We start from the raw sequence: 16,045 nt of genomic DNA on the forward strand, positions 1-16,045 counted from the left end.
ATGGGAATTTCAAAGGAGTTAATCAAGAACCTTGAAAACATAGCAAATCAAGTTAGGCGGGATATAATAAAGATGACCGGATTTGCTGGTTCTGGACATCCTGGAGGATCACTATCTGTAGTTGAAGTACTCGTTTCTCTGTATTTTGCAAGAATGAGACACAATCCGAGCGATCCTTATTGGCCCGAAAGAGATAGGTTTGTTTTATCTAAGGGGCATGCTGCTCCAGCGTTATATTCAGTTTTGTCGCTGTGCGGTTATTTTCCGAGGGAAGAGCTGTGGAGGTTAAGAAAGTTGGGCTCCATCCTTCAGGGACATCCTTCGAGACTTGATACTCCTGGGGTTGAGGCTTCTACTGGCTCTTTAGGTATAGGTTTTGCTATAGCTCAAGGGATGGCTCTTGCAGGAAAGCTAGATAAAAAGGATTATAGAGTTTTTGTTCTTTTAGGTGATGGGGAAATTCAAGAGGGAATTGTTTGGGAGGTTGCTATGTCTGCTAGCTTCCATCACCTTGATAATCTTACTGCTATCCTTGATTATAATGGTATGCAGCTTGATGGTTCTATTCATGATATAGTTTCTCCTTATCCTATAGCCTCTAAATGGAGAGCTTTCGGTTGGGAGGTTTTTGAGATAGATGGACATGACTTTTATCAAATTCTTGAGGTGCTTAGTAAGGTTGAGAGAGTTAGGGAATTTCCAACTATAATAATAGCACACACTGTTAAAGGTAAGGGTGTTTCCTTTATGGAAAATAATAATGAATTTCATGGAAAAGCTCCCACACCTGAGCAAGTTAAAATGGCGCTTGAGGAACTTGGGGAGGTTGCATAGGAATGGTGACAAAGAGATCTCCGAGAGAAGCATATGCTAAAGCTCTAATAAAACTTGGGGAGGAAAGAGATGATATAGTTGTTTTTGATGCAGATCTTTCTACATCTACACAAACGGCTAAGTTCGGTGCTCGTTTTCCCAGGAGATTTTTTAATATGGGAGTAGCCGAAGCTAATATGATGGCTACTGCTGCTGGTATGGCTATTTCTGGTAAAACCGTTTTTGCAAGTACTTTTGCTGTTTTTGCCACTTCGAGAGCTTATGATCAGGTTAGAGTTGCGATAGCTTACTCTTCGGCTAATGTTAAAATAGTTGCTACGCACGGGGGTATTACTGTTGGAGAGGATGGAGCAAGTCATCATGCTATTGAGGATCTTGCTTTAATGCGAGTGATGCCTAACATGAGAGTTTTAGCTCCCTCTGATTATCAATCTACATATTCTCTGATCTTAAAAGTTGCTGAGGAGAAGGGGCCTTTTTATGTTCGTTTAACTAGGGTGTCTCTTCCGGATATATACTCGGAAGGAGAAGTCTTCAATTTAGGAGGAGGAAAGCTTTTGAGGGAAGGTAGAGATGTAACGATAGTTGCTGAGGGTCCTGTAGTCTTTGAGGCTCTTTCTGCAGCTGAAATGCTCGCTAGTGAGGGCATTTCTGCTGAGGTCATAGATTCCTATTCCATAAAGCCTTTGCCTGAGGAGCTGATTCTCGATAGCTTATCTAAGACGAAGAGGGTTGTAACTGTTGAGGATCATAGTATAATAGGTGGTCTTGGAGGGGCTATTGCGGAGTTGATATCGGAAAAACTTCCCTGCCCTTTGAAAAGATTAGGTGTAAGAGACACTTTCTGTTGTTCAGGGTCTGCTGCTGAGCTTTTAAAGCATGTGGGGCTTGATGCTGAAGGAATAACAAGAGAGGTGAAAAAATTCCTTGATAAGTTTTAGTATGGTTACAAAAGTTTACCCTCACAATATAGTGGCTTTAAAGGATGTCACGGTTAACATTGAAAAAGGGGAATTTGTTTTTCTTATAGGTCCTACTGGTTCTGGTAAGACAACTTTCCTTAGGCTGATATATAGGGAAATTAAACCAACCCGTGGCAGCGTTTATGTGATGGGCGAGAACCTTCTTAAGATGAAGGAAAAGGAGATTCCCTATTTAAGAAGGCAGATAGGGTTTGTATTTCAAGATTTTAAGCTTCTTCCTTATAAGACTGTTTATGAAAATATAGCTTTCGCTTTGGAAGTTATCGGTTGTAATCGTGATGAAGCTGAAGCAAGGGTTGAAGAGATTCTTGAAAGAGTCGGTTTGTCGCACAGGAAAAATCTTCTACCCTATCAGCTTTCTGGAGGGGAACGCCAACGTGTAGCTATAGCAAGGGCTCTTGTTAATAATCCTCCTATACTTTTAGCTGATGAACCTACAGGAAACCTTGATTTTGAGGCTGCAAGGAGCATAATGGACTTGTTAGTAGAAGCGAACCTACATGGGACTACAGTTGTAGTAGCTACTCATAATAGGGATATAGTTAACTCTTTGAGGAAAAGAGTAATAGCCTTGAAAGACGGAACTCTTGTAAGGGACGATAAGGAAGGGGTTTACAATGTATAAGCTTAAATATTTTCTTAGAGAAGCTTTGAAAGGATTGTGGCGTCATGGTTTTATGAGTTTGCTTACTGTTACAACAATATTTATAGTTCTCTTTATTGTAGGTTTATTTCTACTTGTGGGGATTAATATTCGTTTTGCTGTAGAGAGTCTATCTCAAAGTCTTGAAATAAGGCTTGTGTTGAAAGGTAACCCCACTCCTCAGGATGTTCAAAGACTTTATAGCAGTATCCTTTCTATTGAAGGCGTTAAGGAAGCGAAATTTGTCTCTCGTGGAGAGGGTTTAAGAAATCTTGCAAAGGAGCTTGGAAGAGAGGATCTTTTGAGCTTGCTTAAGACCAATCCTTTGCCCGATGTCTTTGAAATAAGGGTTAAAAAGGCGTCTGATATAGATAGTGTAGTAGGTATTATAAAGAACTGGAGAGAGACACAAGAGATAATTTATGGTAAGGAGGCTGCTCAGAAGCTTTTGGCTCTGCAAAGGCTTTTAGTTTATAGTGGAAGTGTTCTAGCTCTAATACTCTTAGTTTCTGCTTTGCTTGTTATATTCAATACCATTCGGCTTGTGGTTTATGCAAGAAGAGAGGAAATAGAGATAATGAAGCTTGTTGGTGCAACTCATTGGTTTATAAGGTTACCCTTCTTGTTTGAAGGTGTTATCCTTGGAGGTATAGGAGGAATTGTTGCATCAATAGGTCTCTTTTTCGTATACAGAGAGGCTTTAGATCTTGTTGCTCTTAATTTTCCTTTTATTCCTTTAATTAACGATATGACGCTTATTTACAAACTTTGTGGTTTTATTTCCTTGGGCGGGCTTCTGATAGGTTTGGGAGGTGGGCTTTTTGCTGTTCAGAGGCTTTTGGGGAAGGTTGCTGTTGAATAGGAGTCTCTTCTTATATATATTTTTTTCCCTATTTTTATTTTCCTCAATAGTCTCAGCCTTAGATTATGATAGAGAGATAGCTGAAAAGCAAAAGCTTTTAGATAGGATTAAAAAACAGCTCGAGGAGCAAGAGAGGCTAATTAAGACGAGGGCTCAGAGAGAGGAAAGTCTTCTTGAAGAGATAGGTAAGCTTGATAAAGAGATAGAGAAGCTAACCCTTGAAACTAAAATAACGAGCTTAAAGATTGACAAGCTTAATGCTGAGATAAACGAGAAAAAGAAGCTCATAGAGAAACTTCTTGCTGAGCTTGAATCTAAAAGGGAACTTCTTGCAAGTAGAGTTCAAGCTATGTATAGGTATGGAAGAGCAGGTTACCTTGAAGCTTTATTGAGAGCTTCAAGTTGGGAAAGTCTTGCTCTAAATAGTCTTTATTTAAGGAGAATAGCTTCTTATGAAGCCTCATTAATAGAGGAAATAGAACGTAGAGAAAGGGAAGTTTCAAGAGAAAAACTAGAGCTTGAGAAAAAATTAAGAGAATTAGTAGCTTTAAGGGAGAAGCTTAAGGGAGAAATCGCTTCCTTAAATCGAAAGAAGTCAGAAAGAGAAGCCTTGCTAAATAAGGTTCGTCAGGAAAAGGCCTTTTACCAGAAAGCTTACGCAGAGTTTGAGGAGCTTTCAAGACAGTTAGAGGTGACGATAAGGAAACTTATAGCCGACAGGGAAGCCGCAAGTTTGAGAAGAAGCGGTGAAATCAGCGGTTTTAGGTTAGGTCAGAGAAGAATTCGTATGATTTGGCCGGTGAGCGGTAAAATTGTTTCAAGTTATGGATATAGAGTTCATCCTCAGTTTGGTACACGGGATTTTCATGCAGGTATAGACATAGAGGCTCCTTTAGGAACGGCAGTTAAAGCTGCTGCGGGAGGAGAGGTTATTTTTGCTGGATGGCTTAAGGGTTATGGAAGGGTTGTAATAATCCTTCACGAGGGTGGGGTTGCTTCTGTTTATGCCCATCTTAATGACATAGTAGTTAACGAGAGGGATAGAGTTTCTCAAGGTCAGGTTATAGGAAGTGTTGGAAATACGGGTCTGACTACTGGAGCTCATCTTCATTTTGAAGTTAGAGTGGATGGAAGGACAGTAGATCCTTTGGCCTATTTACCACGATGAAGGTTGATAGGATAGTTAAGCTTAAAAAGCCGCATCCTTGTGGGAGTAAAGAGTGGATGGTTTTAAGAGAAGGTCTAGATTTTAGGTTAAGATGTCTTGGGTGTGGAAGGGAGATATGGATATCAAGGGAGAGATTGCGGAGGATTGCTCTTAAAAATGGCTTACAGGGTGAGGATAGTGGCGGTAGGGAAAATAAGACAGAAGTTTTATAAGGAGGCTATAAGTGAGTATATTAAAAGGCTTTCTCCATTTTGTAGAATACTGATTGATGAAGTTGAAGAGGTAGGAGATCCTTTAAAAGAAGGGGATAATATTTTAAGGATAGTTAAAGATAATAATTGCTTTATAGCTTTAGATGAAAGGGGCGAGCTTTTAACCTCGTTAGATTTTTCTAAGAGATTAGAGAAGTTTTTTTTGAAAGGAGAAGAACCTGTCTTTGCTTTAGGCGGAGTCAGAGGTTTTTCTGAGCAGATTAGAAAATCGGCTTTAGAAGTTTGGGCTCTTTCAAAGCTGACCTTTACTCACGAGCTTGCAAGGCTTATTCTTATTGAGCAAATATATAGGGCTTTTAAGATTATGAGAGGAGAGCCCTATCATTATTAAGGGGGTGTTTACGTTTGGAAGGAAGGTTGTTAAAGCAGTTCCAGGAAAAGATCCTTAAAATACAAGAAGAGCTAGCTTCCCAAAAGGTTGAAGGGTCAGCAGGAGGAGGTATGGTTAGGGTTATAGCTAATGGTCAACAAGAGATACTTGAAGTTCATATAGAGTCCGAGTTATTAAATTCTGAAGATATAGATATGCTCTCAGATTTAATTGTGGCAGCTACTAATGATGCCTTAAGAAAAGCAAGAGAGCTTGCTATGAGCAGAATGGGAAGCCTTTTAGGGGGGATGAAACTTCCTTGGTTCTAGCTAAGTCTTTGAGGGAGCTTGTGGTGCTTTTGAGTGAGCTCCCTGGTTTAGGAGAAAAAAGCTCTCAAAGAATAGTTTTTCATCTTCTTAAGGAAAAACCTGAAAAGATTCGAAGAATAGCAGAGTTATTGATTGATGTGAGGGAAAGGCTTAAACCTTGTTCCATTTGTGGGGCTTTAAGCGACACAGATCCTTGCGGTATATGTTTAGATAAGGGGAGGGATAAATCTACAATATGTGTAGTTGAAGATACGCTTGATCTCTTAAGCATAGAAAGGGCTTCCTTTTACAAGGGGGTTTATCATGTTTTAGGTGGATTAATATCCTTTGCTGATGGAATAGGACCAGAGGACTTGAATTTTCAGGGTCTTATAAGAAGATTGGAAAATGCTAATGTAAAGGAGATTATCTTAGCGTTGGATCCGAGTGTAGAAGGGGATACTACAATGTTTTACATAGTTGATCTTCTTAAACCCTTTAAGATTAGAATAACACGCTTGGCTTTTGGAATTCCTATAGGTGGTAATGTAGATATGGCTGATAGTCTTACATTAACGAAGGCTTTTGAGGGAAGGAGAGAAATCGAGGGGGTGTAAGGCTTTGGCAGGAAAACAGATTTATTTTGTGGAGAGGATCCTTCAGTTTGTTTTTGTTTTTTTGGGTTTAGGAATAGGTTATCAAGTTAGCCCCTACGTTTTAAGATATATAGATTATTCTCTAACGGCTGTAGAAAAAATGAGCCTTGTAGGGGCTGTTACAGTTATTGGTGGCTTTATAATGTACATATTATCACCAAGCATAATAAGGGTTATTCTTAAGGTTGTGAGCAGAGTAGAAAGTGACCTTCAAAAGCTACCTGCTATAGATATAGCTATAGGTTTACTTGGCTTGATATTAGGTCTTATAGTTGCCAATCTTTTAGCCGTTTCATTAACTCCTATACCTATTATTGGAGAGTATTTTCCCCTGATACTTAATATAATTTTTGGTTATCTCGGTGTTGGGCTTGCCTTAAGAAAAAAAGAGGAGATAATGACTATATTAGGTTTAATACCGCGCTTGAAGGATAAGTTGTCTCTGAGACCATCTAAGAAGGAAGCATATGTTACTGAGCTCCCCTGTCCTAAGATCTTGGATACAAGTGTTATAATAGATGGCAGGATTCTTGATATATATAAAACTGGATTTCTTGAAGGAAGTATTCTCATACCGAGATTTGTTTTAAATGAACTTCAGTATGTTGCTGATTCAACGGATCCGATGAAAAGGAGTAGAGGAAGAAGAGGGCTTGATATTTTGACTAAGATTCAGAAGGAAGGTAAAGATAGGGTTAGAATATATGAGGATGAAGTCGATGGTAAGAGTGTAGATGAAAAGCTTATTACACTTGCGAAGAAGCTTAACGCTGAAATTATTACTACGGATTATAATCTTAACAAAGTGGCTAATATTGAAGGGGTAAGGGTGCTTAATATAAATGAGCTTGCAAATGCTCTTAAGCCTTTAGTTTTACCTGGAGAGGAGTTAGAGGTTCAAATTATAAGAGAGGGTAAAGAATCTGGACAAGGTGTAGGTTACTTGGATGATGGGACCATGGTTGTAGTTGAGGAAGGTAGGTCTTACATAGGCAAAGTTGTTGAACTTCAGGTTACAAGTGTTCTTCAAACAGCTGCTGGAAGAATGATATTTGGGAAAATAAAGAGAATAACTAAGTGATATGGATAGGATCGGGCTTGGATATGATATTCATCCTCTTGTTCAAGGAAGAAGATTGTTTCTTGGTGGCATTGAGATAGACTATTCTATGGGTTTACTGGGGCACTCTGATGCCGATGTAGTTATCCATTCTCTTTGCGATGCTCTTCTCGGAGCTTTAGCTTTAGGAGATTTGGGGGATTATTTCCCTTCAGGGGATCCAACTTACAAGGATATAAGAAGCGAAATACTTCTTAAAGAAGTTCTGAAAATAGTTGCAGAAAAGGGATACGTTCCTTATCAAGTGGATGTTACTATAGTTGCTGAAGCCCCTAGGCTTAAGAGTTATATTCCCTTGATGAGGGAGAAACTTTCTAGGCTTCTTGATCTTGATTTAGATAATGTAAGTATAAAGGCTGTTAGCCCAGAGGGGCTTGGAGCATTGGGGAGAAAAGAGGGTATTGCTGCTATAACTCTCGTAAAGGTGGTGGGGAAAAAGTGAATAAGAAGGTGTTGATTGCACTTTTACTTTTATACCAGTTTTTAGTTGCGGGAATGGTTTATGGTTCTTCTACTTTTCCATGTTGGTATGAGGTAAAAGATAAGAACAAAGTGGAAGTTAGATTTGCTGGGCAATATGTGATGAGGTTGAGAAGAGGTAATCCCGAGAGGAGAGCGAGTGAGTTTGTTAATAAAATTAATAGTCTCTGGGAAAGGGGGCTTCTGTTTAGGGACTTCGAGATAGTGAAAGGTAAGGACGGATATCTAATCAAGTACAATAATGAGGAAATTTTTAAAGTTACTGAGGAAGACGCGAGAGATAATGGGACTACCCCCTTTCATCTTGCTGCTATTTGGTTGAATAACCTTTGTTATGGGATGGCATCCCTTCAGTCTTACAGGCTTTGGTCCCGCAGTATATCTCATCCCAGGATTATTGAAGGTATAGCATCTTGGTACGGAAGCGAATGGAATAATAGGGAGACCGCAAGCGGTGAGATATACTGGGACAAAAAACTTATTGCAGCATCTAGAACCCTTCCCTTTAATTCGCTTGTGAAGGTTACCGATCTTAAGACTGGGCGTTGGGTTGTAGTCAGGATAGTTGATAGGGGACCATATGTTCGTGGCAGGATAATAGACCTATCCACGGCTGCAGCTGAGGTGTTGGAGATGAAAGGGAGAGGAATTGCTCAAGTTAGAGTAGAAGTTATTCAATGGGATGATCGTTTTGGAGGAAAGAGGTGAAATTATTGAACGTTAGAGTAAGATTTGCTCCCAGTCCTACAGGCTTTCTCCACGTTGGGGGTGCAAGGACTGCTCTTTATAATTATCTTTTTGCTAAAAGGATGGGAGGCTCTTTTATATTAAGAATTGAGGATACTGATAGAGAACGTTCTACTATAGAGGCTGAAAAATCCATAATGGAGGATCTTAAATGGTTAGGGCTTTTCTGGGATGAGGGTCCTTATCGTCAGACGGAGAGACTCTCCTTATATAAGGAGCATGCGCTTGAGCTTTTGGAAAAAGGCTTTGCTTATAAATGTTATTGTACCGAATCCGAGATTGAAGAAATGAGAGATGAGATGCTTTTAAGAAGGATTGCCCCAAAGTATAATGGAAGGTGTAAAAAGCTTTCTGAGGATGAAAAAAGGAGACTTGAGAACGAAGGTAGAGTTCCAGCTATAAGGTTTAAAGTTCCTGAAAGCGGTGAGTTAATTTTTAAAGATATTGTTAGAGGAGAACTTAGATTTAGTCTTTCAGATGTTGGAGATTTTGTTATAATGAGATCTGATGGTATACCAACTTACAACTTTGCTGTTGTAGTAGATGACCACTATATGAGTATAACTCATGTTATAAGAGCTGATGAGCATATAGCAAATACACCAAAACAGCTTCTTATTTATCAAGCTTTTGGGTGGGAACCACCTCAGTTTGCTCACGTTTCTATGATTCTGGGACCGGACAGAAGTAAGCTAAGCAAAAGGCATGGTGCCGTTTCGATATCTCAATATAGAAAAGAAGGTTATCTTCCTGAAGCAATGAATAATTATCTTCTTTTGCTTGGATGGTCTCCTCCTGATGAGAGGGAGATATTTTCTATGGATGAAATGGTGAAGGCCTTTTCGTTAGATAGACTTTCTAAGAGCCCAGCCATATTTGACATAGGTAAGCTTCGCTGGATGAATGGGCACTATATGAGAAACTTACCCCTTGATAAGGTTTATGAATATTCCCTTCCGTTCTTCCTGGAAAAAGGTTTTCCTATGGATGAGGGATGGCTTAAGAGAGTGGTTTTCGTCTATAGGGAGCATACTTCTACTCTTCAAGAGATGGTTGATGAAGCGCTACCTTTGATAAATTTTTCCTTACCTCTCCCTTTGGAAATGGAGGAAACTCTTCGCGATGAAAATGTTCCTAAGGTTTTGAAGACTTTCATAGAAGTGTTTTCTCCTTTTAAATATAAAAATGTATCTTTCTCAGAAGCGTGGGAGCTTTTAAAAGAGGTGGTTAACAGGGTTGGGCTTAAGAGAGGAAAAGTTTTGTTTCCCTTAAGAGTTGCTGTAACTGGTAGAAAATCGGGCCCTGAACTTTATTATATTATAGAGCTTCTCGGAGTGAGGAAAGCCCTTCTCAGGGTAGAAGAAGTCTTATCTTACGTTGGAGGAAAGTGATGGAAGAAACTCTTTATAATTACATATTGTTTTTTTTACAAACTTTTACTGCCTTAGTAGGCGGATATTATGTGGTTATTTATACCTTGAGTTTCTTGCCATGGAAAGAGAAAAAGAGTCATGCTGTTGATGAATATTTAAGGTTCGTTATTCTTATTCCAGCTCATAATGAGGAGAAGGTTGTTGGAAAATTGATTTCCAATTTAAGGGAGCTTGATTATCCTAAGGAGCTTTACAAGATTGTGGTCATAGCAGATAACTGTACTGATAACACAGCTAAAGTCGCGAGGGAAGCTGGTGCTATGGTATGGGAAAGGACCGATTCTAAAAGAAGGGGAAAACAATATGCTCTTGATTGGGCCTTTAGAAAGCTTTTAAAACGTAAAGAGTTTGATGCTGTTTGTGTTTTTGATGCGGATAACTTGGTTTCTCTCAATTTTCTTAAAAAGGTTAATGAGAGAATGCTTTCTGGTGAAAAGGTTCTTCAGTGTTACCTAGATACGAAAAACCCTTTCGATAGTTGGATTACCAAAGCTTATGCTTTGGGGTATTGGATATCTAACCGAGTTTTTCAGTTTGCGAGATGGAGAACAGGTTTATCAGCGGTTCTGGGGGGAACTGGTTTTGCTATTTCGATGGATTTGATAAAAAAATATGCTCTAGGTTTATCCTCTTTGACAGAGGATCTTGAACTTACGATGAGGCTTAATCTAGCTGGTATAAAAGTTGGATGGATACACGATGCCAAAGTTTATGATGAAAAACCACTTACTTTTAAGGAGTCGTGGAATCAAAGGCTAAGATGGATGAGGGGGCACTGGGATGTAGCTGTGAGATATGGTCTTCTTCTTTTTAAGAAGGCCATTTTTGAGGGGAAGTTTTATATGCTTGATATGTTCTTTTATGCTATATCTCCGTTAAGGATACTTTTAGGAGGGGTTATTCTTTTCTTTCTCTTCTTTTCTCATGTGGCTGAAGTTGATATTGAGAGATTTTCTTATGTTTGGGTTTTTCCTTTCTGGTTTTGGTTTTTGATGTCTTTATGGATATGGCTTTATCCTTTTGTAGCTATGGTTCAGGAGAAGGTTCCCATAAGGGCTTTTCCTTACTTTATTTACTTATTTTTATGGAGCCTGACTTGGATACCCTTGGTGGCTCATGCTCTTTTAACATTTAGGGTTAAACAATGGTCTCATACGAGACATACGAGGGCTTTAACGTTAGAGGAGGTAAGCCAAGCTTAAGCTTTAAAGGGGATGGTGAGCATGTTACATATAAGAGTTAATGGTAAGTTGTTAGAAGTTCAAGAGGGAGTTAAGCTTATTGATATATTAAAAAACTTGGGATTAAAAGGTATTTTTATGGCAGAGGTGGATGGAGAAATAGTAGAATTAAGCTTTTCTGTTACGAAAGATTGTGAAGTAAGGTTTCTTGATTTTTCTCATCCTGCTTCTCAAAAGGCTTTTTGGCACACTGCTTCTCACATAATGGCACAAGCAGTTAAGAGGATTTTCCCTGGGGTTAAGCTAGGAATTGGGCCTGCTATAGAAAGTGGCTTTTACTATGACTTTGATCATTCCGAGGGCTTTTCTCCTGAAGATTTAGAAAAGATAGAAAAGGAAATGGAAAGGATAGTGGAGTTGGATTATCCTGTAATTAAAGAGGTAAAAACTAAGGATGAAGCTAAAGAGCTTCTTAAGGATGAACCTTACAAGCTTGAGCTTCTTGAAGATATCCCTAACGAAAAGGTTAGCTTTTATAGGCAAGGTGAATTTGTAGATCTTTGTGCTGGTCCTCATCTTCCCTCAACTGGATATGTTAAGCACTTTAAGCTTTTAAGTGTAGCTGGGGCATATTGGAAGGGAAATGAGAAAAATCCGATGCTTCAAAGAATTTATGGTACTGCTTTTCCAGAGAAAGAAATGCTTGAGGATTATCTGAATAGAATTGAGGAAGCTAAAAGAAGAGATCACAGGAGGCTTGGTAGAGAGTTAGAGCTTTTCAGTCTTCATGAGGAAGGCCCTGGGTTTCCGTTTTTCCATCCTAAGGGTATGATCATATTGAATGAGCTTATAGACTTTTGGCGAAAGGAGCATAGAAGGGCTGGTTATAGGGAGATTAGAACGCCTATTATTCTTTCAAGGGAGCTTTGGGAGAGATCCGGACACTGGGATCATTATAAAGAAAACATGTATTTTACTAAGATAGACGAAGCGGACTACGCTATAAAGCCTATGAATTGTCCTGGTGCTATTCTAGTTTTTAAGGAGGGTATGAGAAGCTACAGAGATCTTCCTCTTAGGTTAGCGGAACTAGGTGTGGTTCATAGGCATGAAAGATCAGGTGTTCTTCATGGTCTGATGAGAGTTAGAGCCTTTACTCAAGATGATGCCCATATATTCTGTACTCCTGATCAGATAAAAGGAGAGATAGAGGGGATCATTAAGCTTGCTGATCGCTTTTATAGGGACATCTTTGGTTTTGAGTACTCGGTAGTTTTAAGCACTAAGCCTGAAAAAGCTATGGGACCCGATGAGATATGGGAAAAGGCGACCAACGCTCTTAAAGCTACCTTGGAAGAGCTTTCTATCCCTTATGATATAAGGGAAGGGGAAGGTGCTTTTTATGGTCCAAAGATAGATTTTTTGCTTAAGGATTGCATAGGTAGGACATGGCAGTGTGGTACGATTCAGCTTGATTTTCTTATTCCAGAAAAGTTTGATGTAACCTATGTAGGTCCTGATGGTGGAAGATATAGGCCAGTTATGCTTCATAGGGTAATATATGGTAGTCTTGAGAGGTTTTTTGGAATTCTTATTGAGCATTATGCTGGTGCGTTTCCTTTATGGCTTGCTCCTGTTCAGGTTAGGGTGTTAACAGTAGGGGAAGCACACATACCTTTTGCCAAAGCGGTTTACGATGTTCTCTATCAGAGGGATTATAGGGTTGAGCTTGACGATAGAAATGAAAAGCTAGGTTATAAGATAAGAAGTGCCCAGCTTGAGAAGATTCCTTATATGCTTATAATAGGAGATAAAGAGGTAAGTGAGAGAAAAGTGTCTGTAAGAGAGAGAAAGGAAGGGGATATAGGTAGCTATACTCTAGAAGAATTCTTGGTTATGCTTGAAGAAAGGAAGAAAAGCTTTAAATAAAATTGAAGTTTTTAAGATTTTTTGTTGAGAAACCCTCGTCTTTAAGAGATTTTTTAAAAGAGAAGCTTGAATTTTCAGGAAGAGTAATAAAAAAAATTGTAGATAGGGGTTGGGTTTTCGTCAACGAGGAGAGAATACTTAAGGCGAATTTTCAGCTTCGTATTGGTGATAAGATTGAGGTTATTTTTCTTGAGTTAGATTCTAGCTATAAGGTCCTTTACGAAGATGATTATATTTTGGCCGTGGATAAGCCGCCGTTCGTTTTAACTAATGAATCACCTTGGAGCCTTGAAGCCATATTAAATAGAAATGGTAAAAGGGTTAGAGCTATACATAGATTAGATTTAGAGACAACTGGTGTCTTACTTTTCGCTAAAGATGATAATATCTTTGGAGTTTTTAAAGAGCTATTTAGAAAGAGGCTTCTTAACAAGGTTTACAAGGTTATAGCTGAGGGCAGTATAAGGGAAAGTTCTTTTAAGGTTAGCTTGCCTGTCGATGGAAAGGAGGCAATATCGCTTTTTAGGGTTATAGAAAGAAGTAAAATAGCTACATTTCTTGAAGTAAGGATACTGACTGGAAGAAAGCATCAGATAAGGATTCATCTTTCAAAGATTGGACACCCAGTCGTAGGTGAAAAGCTTTATAAGAGGGGTATAATCAGGGAAGAGGTTTTAAGAAAGATCCCGAGGATTATGATTCACTGTGAGGAAATATCGTTTGAGCACCCATTTTTAGGGAAATTTGTTAGTATTTTTTCTTCTCTTCCTGGTGATTTTAAAGAGGCCTTAAAAGCCCTGTTTTGACTTTACTTATCAAAGATTTCATGATATACTTCGATTGAAATTTCGAAGAAGGGGCATCTATCTGCCTCTCACCCTGTGGCTGAAGGCTAGCTTACAGGGTAGAATAAAGGGGATAACTTTAAGAGGGCAGATAGGTGTATTCTATCTGCCCTCTTAAAATTTTATGGAGGTGATGGATATTAAGGAATATCGTATTAATGAAGAAATTAGGGCAAAAAGAGTCCGACTTATTGATGAAGATGGAAGACAGATTGGTATCATGGATATCAGTGAAGCTTTGAAGATAGCAAATGATAAACAACTGGATCTTGTAGAGGTGGCTGCAGAGGCTGATCCCCCAGTTTGTAAGCTAATGGATTATGGCAAGTATCGTTACGAGCTTAAGAAAAAGATGAAGCAGTCTAAGAATAAGCCTAGGGGGGCAGTTGTTAAAGAGGTAAGAATGCGACCTAAGATAGAGGAGCATGACTATAGGTTTAAGCTTAAGAACATAAGAGAGTTTCTTCAGGAGGGGTGTAAGGTAAAAGTTTCCATGCTTTTTAAGGGTAGAGAGATGAGTTATGCCGAAGATGGTAAGGATATCTTGATGAAGGTAATAGAGGAAACAAAGGACCTTAGCAGGCTTGAATGGGGTCCGAGAGCTGAAGGATGGTCTATAAGCGTTATGCTTGCTCCAAAATAGAGGAGGGATGTTCTGATGATGAAAACTCGTAAAAGCATAGCACGCAGGTTTAAGTTAACTGCTACTGGGAAAGTTAAATATATGAAGACAGGGCGGAGCCATCTTTTAAGAAGAAAGAGCTCCAAGAGGAAAAGACAGTTGAGGAAAGCTGCTTATTTAAGCGGTAGAGATGCTATTAATGTTAAAAAGATGTTACCTTACGCCTAAAGCGGATTTTCGAAAAGGGGTGAGAGTATATGAGGGTTAAGAATGCAAGCTCTGGAAAAGGGAGAAGAAAGAAGCTTTTTAAGCTTACAAAAGGTTATTATGGTCAGAAGAAAAATGTTTTTAAAAGAGCTCATGAGGCAATGTTGAAAGCTCTTAGCTATTCTTATAGAGATAGAAGAGCTAAGAAGGGGGATTTCAGAAAGCTATGGATAGCGAGGATAAATGCGGCAGCCCGTGAGGAAGGTCTTACTTACAATCGTTTTATCAATGGGCTTAAGAAAGCTGGAGTGGCTATAAATAGAAAGGTTTTAGCTGAGCTTGCCATTCACGATAGGGAATCTTTCTCTGAGCTTGTAAGAATTGCCAAGGAAAACCTTGGGGTTGCTTAGAGAGGGATCGATTATGAACCTTGAGAATATAAGAATAGAATTTCTCAAAGATATCGGGGAGGCTAAAAGCCTCCCCATTCTGTATGAGATTAAAGCTAAATATATAGGGAGAAAGGGGATAGTAACTGCGCTTTTCAAGAACTTTAAGGATCTTTCCCCTGAGGAGAGAAAAGAAAAGGGCAAAGTTTTAAATGAACTGAAAGAATGGATAGAAGAAGAGATTAATAAAAGAGAAGAGGAAATCCTTAAAGCAGAGGCTCTTAAAAGAGAAATTGAGGGTAAAGTGGATTTTACTTTACCTGGAAGGCGCATCAAGAGAGGTAATCTTCATCCTTTAAGTAGAGTTTTAAGAGAAATAATAGAGATTTTTTCCTCTATGGGGTTTTCTCTTGAAGAGGGTCCTGAGATTGAGCTTGACTATTATAATTTTGAAGCTTTAAACATTCCAAGGGATCATCCCGCAAGGGATATGCATGATACGTTCTATATAACTGATAATGCTTTGTTAAGGACTCATACCTCTCCTGTTCAAATAAGAGCTATGAAAAAGAGGAAGCCTCCATTAAGAGTTATATCGGCTGGAAAGGTCTACAGAAGGGATTCTGATCCTACGCATTCACCAATGTTTCATCAGGTTGAAGGACTTTTAGTCGATGAGGATGTTAAGCTTGCGGATCTTAAGGGGGTTCTATCTGAGTTTGCTAATAGAATATTCGGTGGGAAGAGGAAGATAAGATTTAGGCCTAGCTATTTCCCCTTTACCGAACCAAGCGTTGAGGTTGATGTGGAATGCGTTAGATGTGGTGGAAGAGAGGAAAGTTGTGTGGTTTGTAAAGGCACTGGGTGGCTTGAAATATTGGGTGCAGGGATGGTTCATCCTGAGGTGTTTAAAGCTGTGGGTTATGATAGTGGTAAATATGTAGGATTTGCTTTTGGACTTGGTGTTGAAAGAATAGCTATGCTTAAGTATGGTATAGATGATATAAGGCTTTTCTTTGAGAATGATCTTCGTTTCTTGCGTCAGTTTTAAGGAGG

General features: G+C 39.0%; 20 protein-coding genes. All 20 read left to right on the forward strand.

Annotated features, from left to right (window positions below; translation table 11 throughout):
* The 20 genes from NZ900_04755 to pheS all read left to right on the forward strand — a co-directional run bounded on the left by NZ900_04755 (window position 1) and on the right by pheS (window position 16,040).
* Complete coding sequence (locus NZ900_04755) at window positions 1-834, forward strand: transketolase (GenBank protein MCS7233393.1); 834 nt, start codon at window positions 1-3, stop codon at window positions 832-834.
* A gap of 2 nt (window positions 835-836) precedes the next feature.
* Window positions 837-1,775, forward strand: coding sequence for a transketolase family protein (locus NZ900_04760; GenBank protein MCS7233394.1), 939 nt, complete (start codon window positions 837-839; stop codon window positions 1,773-1,775).
* The gene (gene ftsE / locus NZ900_04765; GenBank protein MCS7233395.1) at window positions 1,762-2,442 is read left to right on the forward strand and encodes a cell division ATP-binding protein FtsE; all 681 of its coding nucleotides are present in this window, start codon (window positions 1,762-1,764) and stop codon (window positions 2,440-2,442) included. The genes NZ900_04760 and ftsE overlap by 14 nt, the downstream gene beginning before the upstream one ends.
* A complete protein-coding gene (gene ftsX / locus NZ900_04770; protein MCS7233396.1) occupies window positions 2,435-3,322 on the forward strand; it encodes a permease-like cell division protein FtsX in 888 nt (295 codons plus the stop codon). The genes ftsE and ftsX overlap by 8 nt, the downstream gene beginning before the upstream one ends.
* Window positions 3,282-4,490: a peptidoglycan DD-metalloendopeptidase family protein gene (locus NZ900_04775; protein ID MCS7233397.1), complete on the forward strand. Its 1,209-nt coding sequence runs from the start codon at window positions 3,282-3,284 to the stop codon at window positions 4,488-4,490. The genes ftsX and NZ900_04775 overlap by 41 nt, the downstream gene beginning before the upstream one ends.
* Window positions 4,487-4,702 (forward strand): DUF951 domain-containing protein, encoded by a 216-nt coding sequence (locus tag NZ900_04780; protein MCS7233398.1) that lies wholly within the window; start codon window positions 4,487-4,489, stop codon window positions 4,700-4,702. The genes NZ900_04775 and NZ900_04780 overlap by 4 nt, the downstream gene beginning before the upstream one ends.
* Window positions 4,647-5,093 (forward strand): 23S rRNA (pseudouridine(1915)-N(3))-methyltransferase RlmH, encoded by a 447-nt coding sequence (locus NZ900_04785; GenBank protein ID MCS7233399.1) that lies wholly within the window; start codon window positions 4,647-4,649, stop codon window positions 5,091-5,093. The genes NZ900_04780 and NZ900_04785 overlap by 56 nt, the downstream gene beginning before the upstream one ends.
* A gap of 14 nt (window positions 5,094-5,107) precedes the next feature.
* Window positions 5,108-5,401, forward strand: coding sequence for a YbaB/EbfC family nucleoid-associated protein (locus NZ900_04790; GenBank protein ID MCS7233400.1), 294 nt, complete (start codon window positions 5,108-5,110; stop codon window positions 5,399-5,401).
* Window positions 5,392-5,997: a recombination mediator RecR gene (gene recR / locus NZ900_04795; protein ID MCS7233401.1), complete on the forward strand. Its 606-nt coding sequence runs from the start codon at window positions 5,392-5,394 to the stop codon at window positions 5,995-5,997. The genes NZ900_04790 and recR overlap by 10 nt, the downstream gene beginning before the upstream one ends.
* A 4-nt stretch (window positions 5,998-6,001) precedes the next feature.
* Window positions 6,002-7,117 carry a TRAM domain-containing protein gene (locus tag NZ900_04800; protein ID MCS7233402.1) on the forward strand — a complete coding sequence of 372 codons (1,116 nt, stop codon included), beginning with the start codon at window positions 6,002-6,004 and terminating at the stop codon, window positions 7,115-7,117.
* Between the two features lies 1 nt (window position 7,118).
* Window positions 7,119-7,598: a 2-C-methyl-D-erythritol 2,4-cyclodiphosphate synthase gene (gene ispF / locus NZ900_04805; GenBank protein MCS7233403.1), complete on the forward strand. Its 480-nt coding sequence runs from the start codon at window positions 7,119-7,121 to the stop codon at window positions 7,596-7,598.
* The gene (locus tag NZ900_04810) at window positions 7,595-8,344 is read left to right on the forward strand and encodes a septal ring lytic transglycosylase RlpA family protein (protein MCS7233404.1); all 750 of its coding nucleotides are present in this window, start codon (window positions 7,595-7,597) and stop codon (window positions 8,342-8,344) included. Before ispF ends, NZ900_04810 begins: the two co-directional genes overlap by 4 nt.
* Window positions 8,345-8,349: 5 nt before the next feature.
* Window positions 8,350-9,774 (forward strand): glutamate--tRNA ligase, encoded by a 1,425-nt coding sequence (gene gltX / locus NZ900_04815; GenBank protein ID MCS7233405.1) that lies wholly within the window; start codon window positions 8,350-8,352, stop codon window positions 9,772-9,774.
* Window positions 9,774-11,018 carry a glycosyltransferase family 2 protein gene (locus tag NZ900_04820; protein MCS7233406.1) on the forward strand — a complete coding sequence of 415 codons (1,245 nt, stop codon included), beginning with the start codon at window positions 9,774-9,776 and terminating at the stop codon, window positions 11,016-11,018. The genes gltX and NZ900_04820 overlap by 1 nt, the downstream gene beginning before the upstream one ends.
* A gap of 21 nt (window positions 11,019-11,039) precedes the next feature.
* Window positions 11,040-12,926 (forward strand): threonine--tRNA ligase, encoded by a 1,887-nt coding sequence (gene thrS, locus NZ900_04825; protein ID MCS7233407.1) that lies wholly within the window; start codon window positions 11,040-11,042, stop codon window positions 12,924-12,926.
* A gap of 2 nt (window positions 12,927-12,928) precedes the next feature.
* Window positions 12,929-13,732 carry an RluA family pseudouridine synthase gene (locus NZ900_04830; GenBank protein MCS7233408.1) on the forward strand — a complete coding sequence of 268 codons (804 nt, stop codon included), beginning with the start codon at window positions 12,929-12,931 and terminating at the stop codon, window positions 13,730-13,732.
* A gap of 172 nt (window positions 13,733-13,904) precedes the next feature.
* Window positions 13,905-14,414, forward strand: a complete 510-nt coding sequence (gene infC / locus NZ900_04835) for a translation initiation factor IF-3 (GenBank protein MCS7233409.1) — start codon at window positions 13,905-13,907, stop codon at window positions 14,412-14,414.
* Between the two features lie 15 nt (window positions 14,415-14,429).
* Window positions 14,430-14,621, forward strand: a complete 192-nt coding sequence (gene rpmI / locus NZ900_04840; GenBank protein MCS7233410.1) for a 50S ribosomal protein L35 — start codon at window positions 14,430-14,432, stop codon at window positions 14,619-14,621.
* 29 nt (window positions 14,622-14,650) lie between these two features.
* A complete protein-coding gene (rplT, locus tag NZ900_04845; GenBank protein MCS7233411.1) occupies window positions 14,651-15,010 on the forward strand; it encodes a 50S ribosomal protein L20 in 360 nt (119 codons plus the stop codon).
* A gap of 13 nt (window positions 15,011-15,023) precedes the next feature.
* Window positions 15,024-16,040: a phenylalanine--tRNA ligase subunit alpha gene (pheS, locus tag NZ900_04850; GenBank protein ID MCS7233412.1), complete on the forward strand. Its 1,017-nt coding sequence runs from the start codon at window positions 15,024-15,026 to the stop codon at window positions 16,038-16,040.
* The last annotated feature ends 5 nt before the right edge of the window (window positions 16,041-16,045 follow it).

Source organism: Synergistota bacterium (assembly GCA_025060595.1).
Classification (GTDB): domain Bacteria; phylum Synergistota; class GBS-1; order GBS-1; family GBS-1; genus 42-11.

Coding starts and splice junctions, on each gene's coding strand:
- NZ900_04755 (MCS7233393.1), top strand. CDS start 1: ATGGGAATTTCAAAGGAGTTAATCAAGAACCTTGAAAACATAGCAAAT.
- NZ900_04760 (MCS7233394.1), top strand. CDS start 837: ATGGTGACAAAGAGATCTCCGAGAGAAGCATATGCTAAAGCTCTAATA.
- ftsX (MCS7233396.1), top strand. CDS start 2,435: ATGTATAAGCTTAAATATTTTCTTAGAGAAGCTTTGAAAGGATTGTGG.
- NZ900_04780 (MCS7233398.1), top strand. CDS start 4,487: ATGAAGGTTGATAGGATAGTTAAGCTTAAAAAGCCGCATCCTTGTGGG.
- NZ900_04785 (MCS7233399.1), top strand. CDS start 4,647: ATGGCTTACAGGGTGAGGATAGTGGCGGTAGGGAAAATAAGACAGAAG.
- ispF (MCS7233403.1), top strand. CDS start 7,119: ATGGATAGGATCGGGCTTGGATATGATATTCATCCTCTTGTTCAAGGA.
- NZ900_04820 (MCS7233406.1), top strand. CDS start 9,774: ATGGAAGAAACTCTTTATAATTACATATTGTTTTTTTTACAAACTTTT.
- thrS (MCS7233407.1), top strand. CDS start 11,040: ATGTTACATATAAGAGTTAATGGTAAGTTGTTAGAAGTTCAAGAGGGA.
- infC (MCS7233409.1), top strand. CDS start 13,905: ATGGATATTAAGGAATATCGTATTAATGAAGAAATTAGGGCAAAAAGA.
- rpmI (MCS7233410.1), top strand. CDS start 14,430: ATGATGAAAACTCGTAAAAGCATAGCACGCAGGTTTAAGTTAACTGCT.
- rplT (MCS7233411.1), top strand. CDS start 14,651: ATGAGGGTTAAGAATGCAAGCTCTGGAAAAGGGAGAAGAAAGAAGCTT.
- pheS (MCS7233412.1), top strand. CDS start 15,024: ATGAACCTTGAGAATATAAGAATAGAATTTCTCAAAGATATCGGGGAG.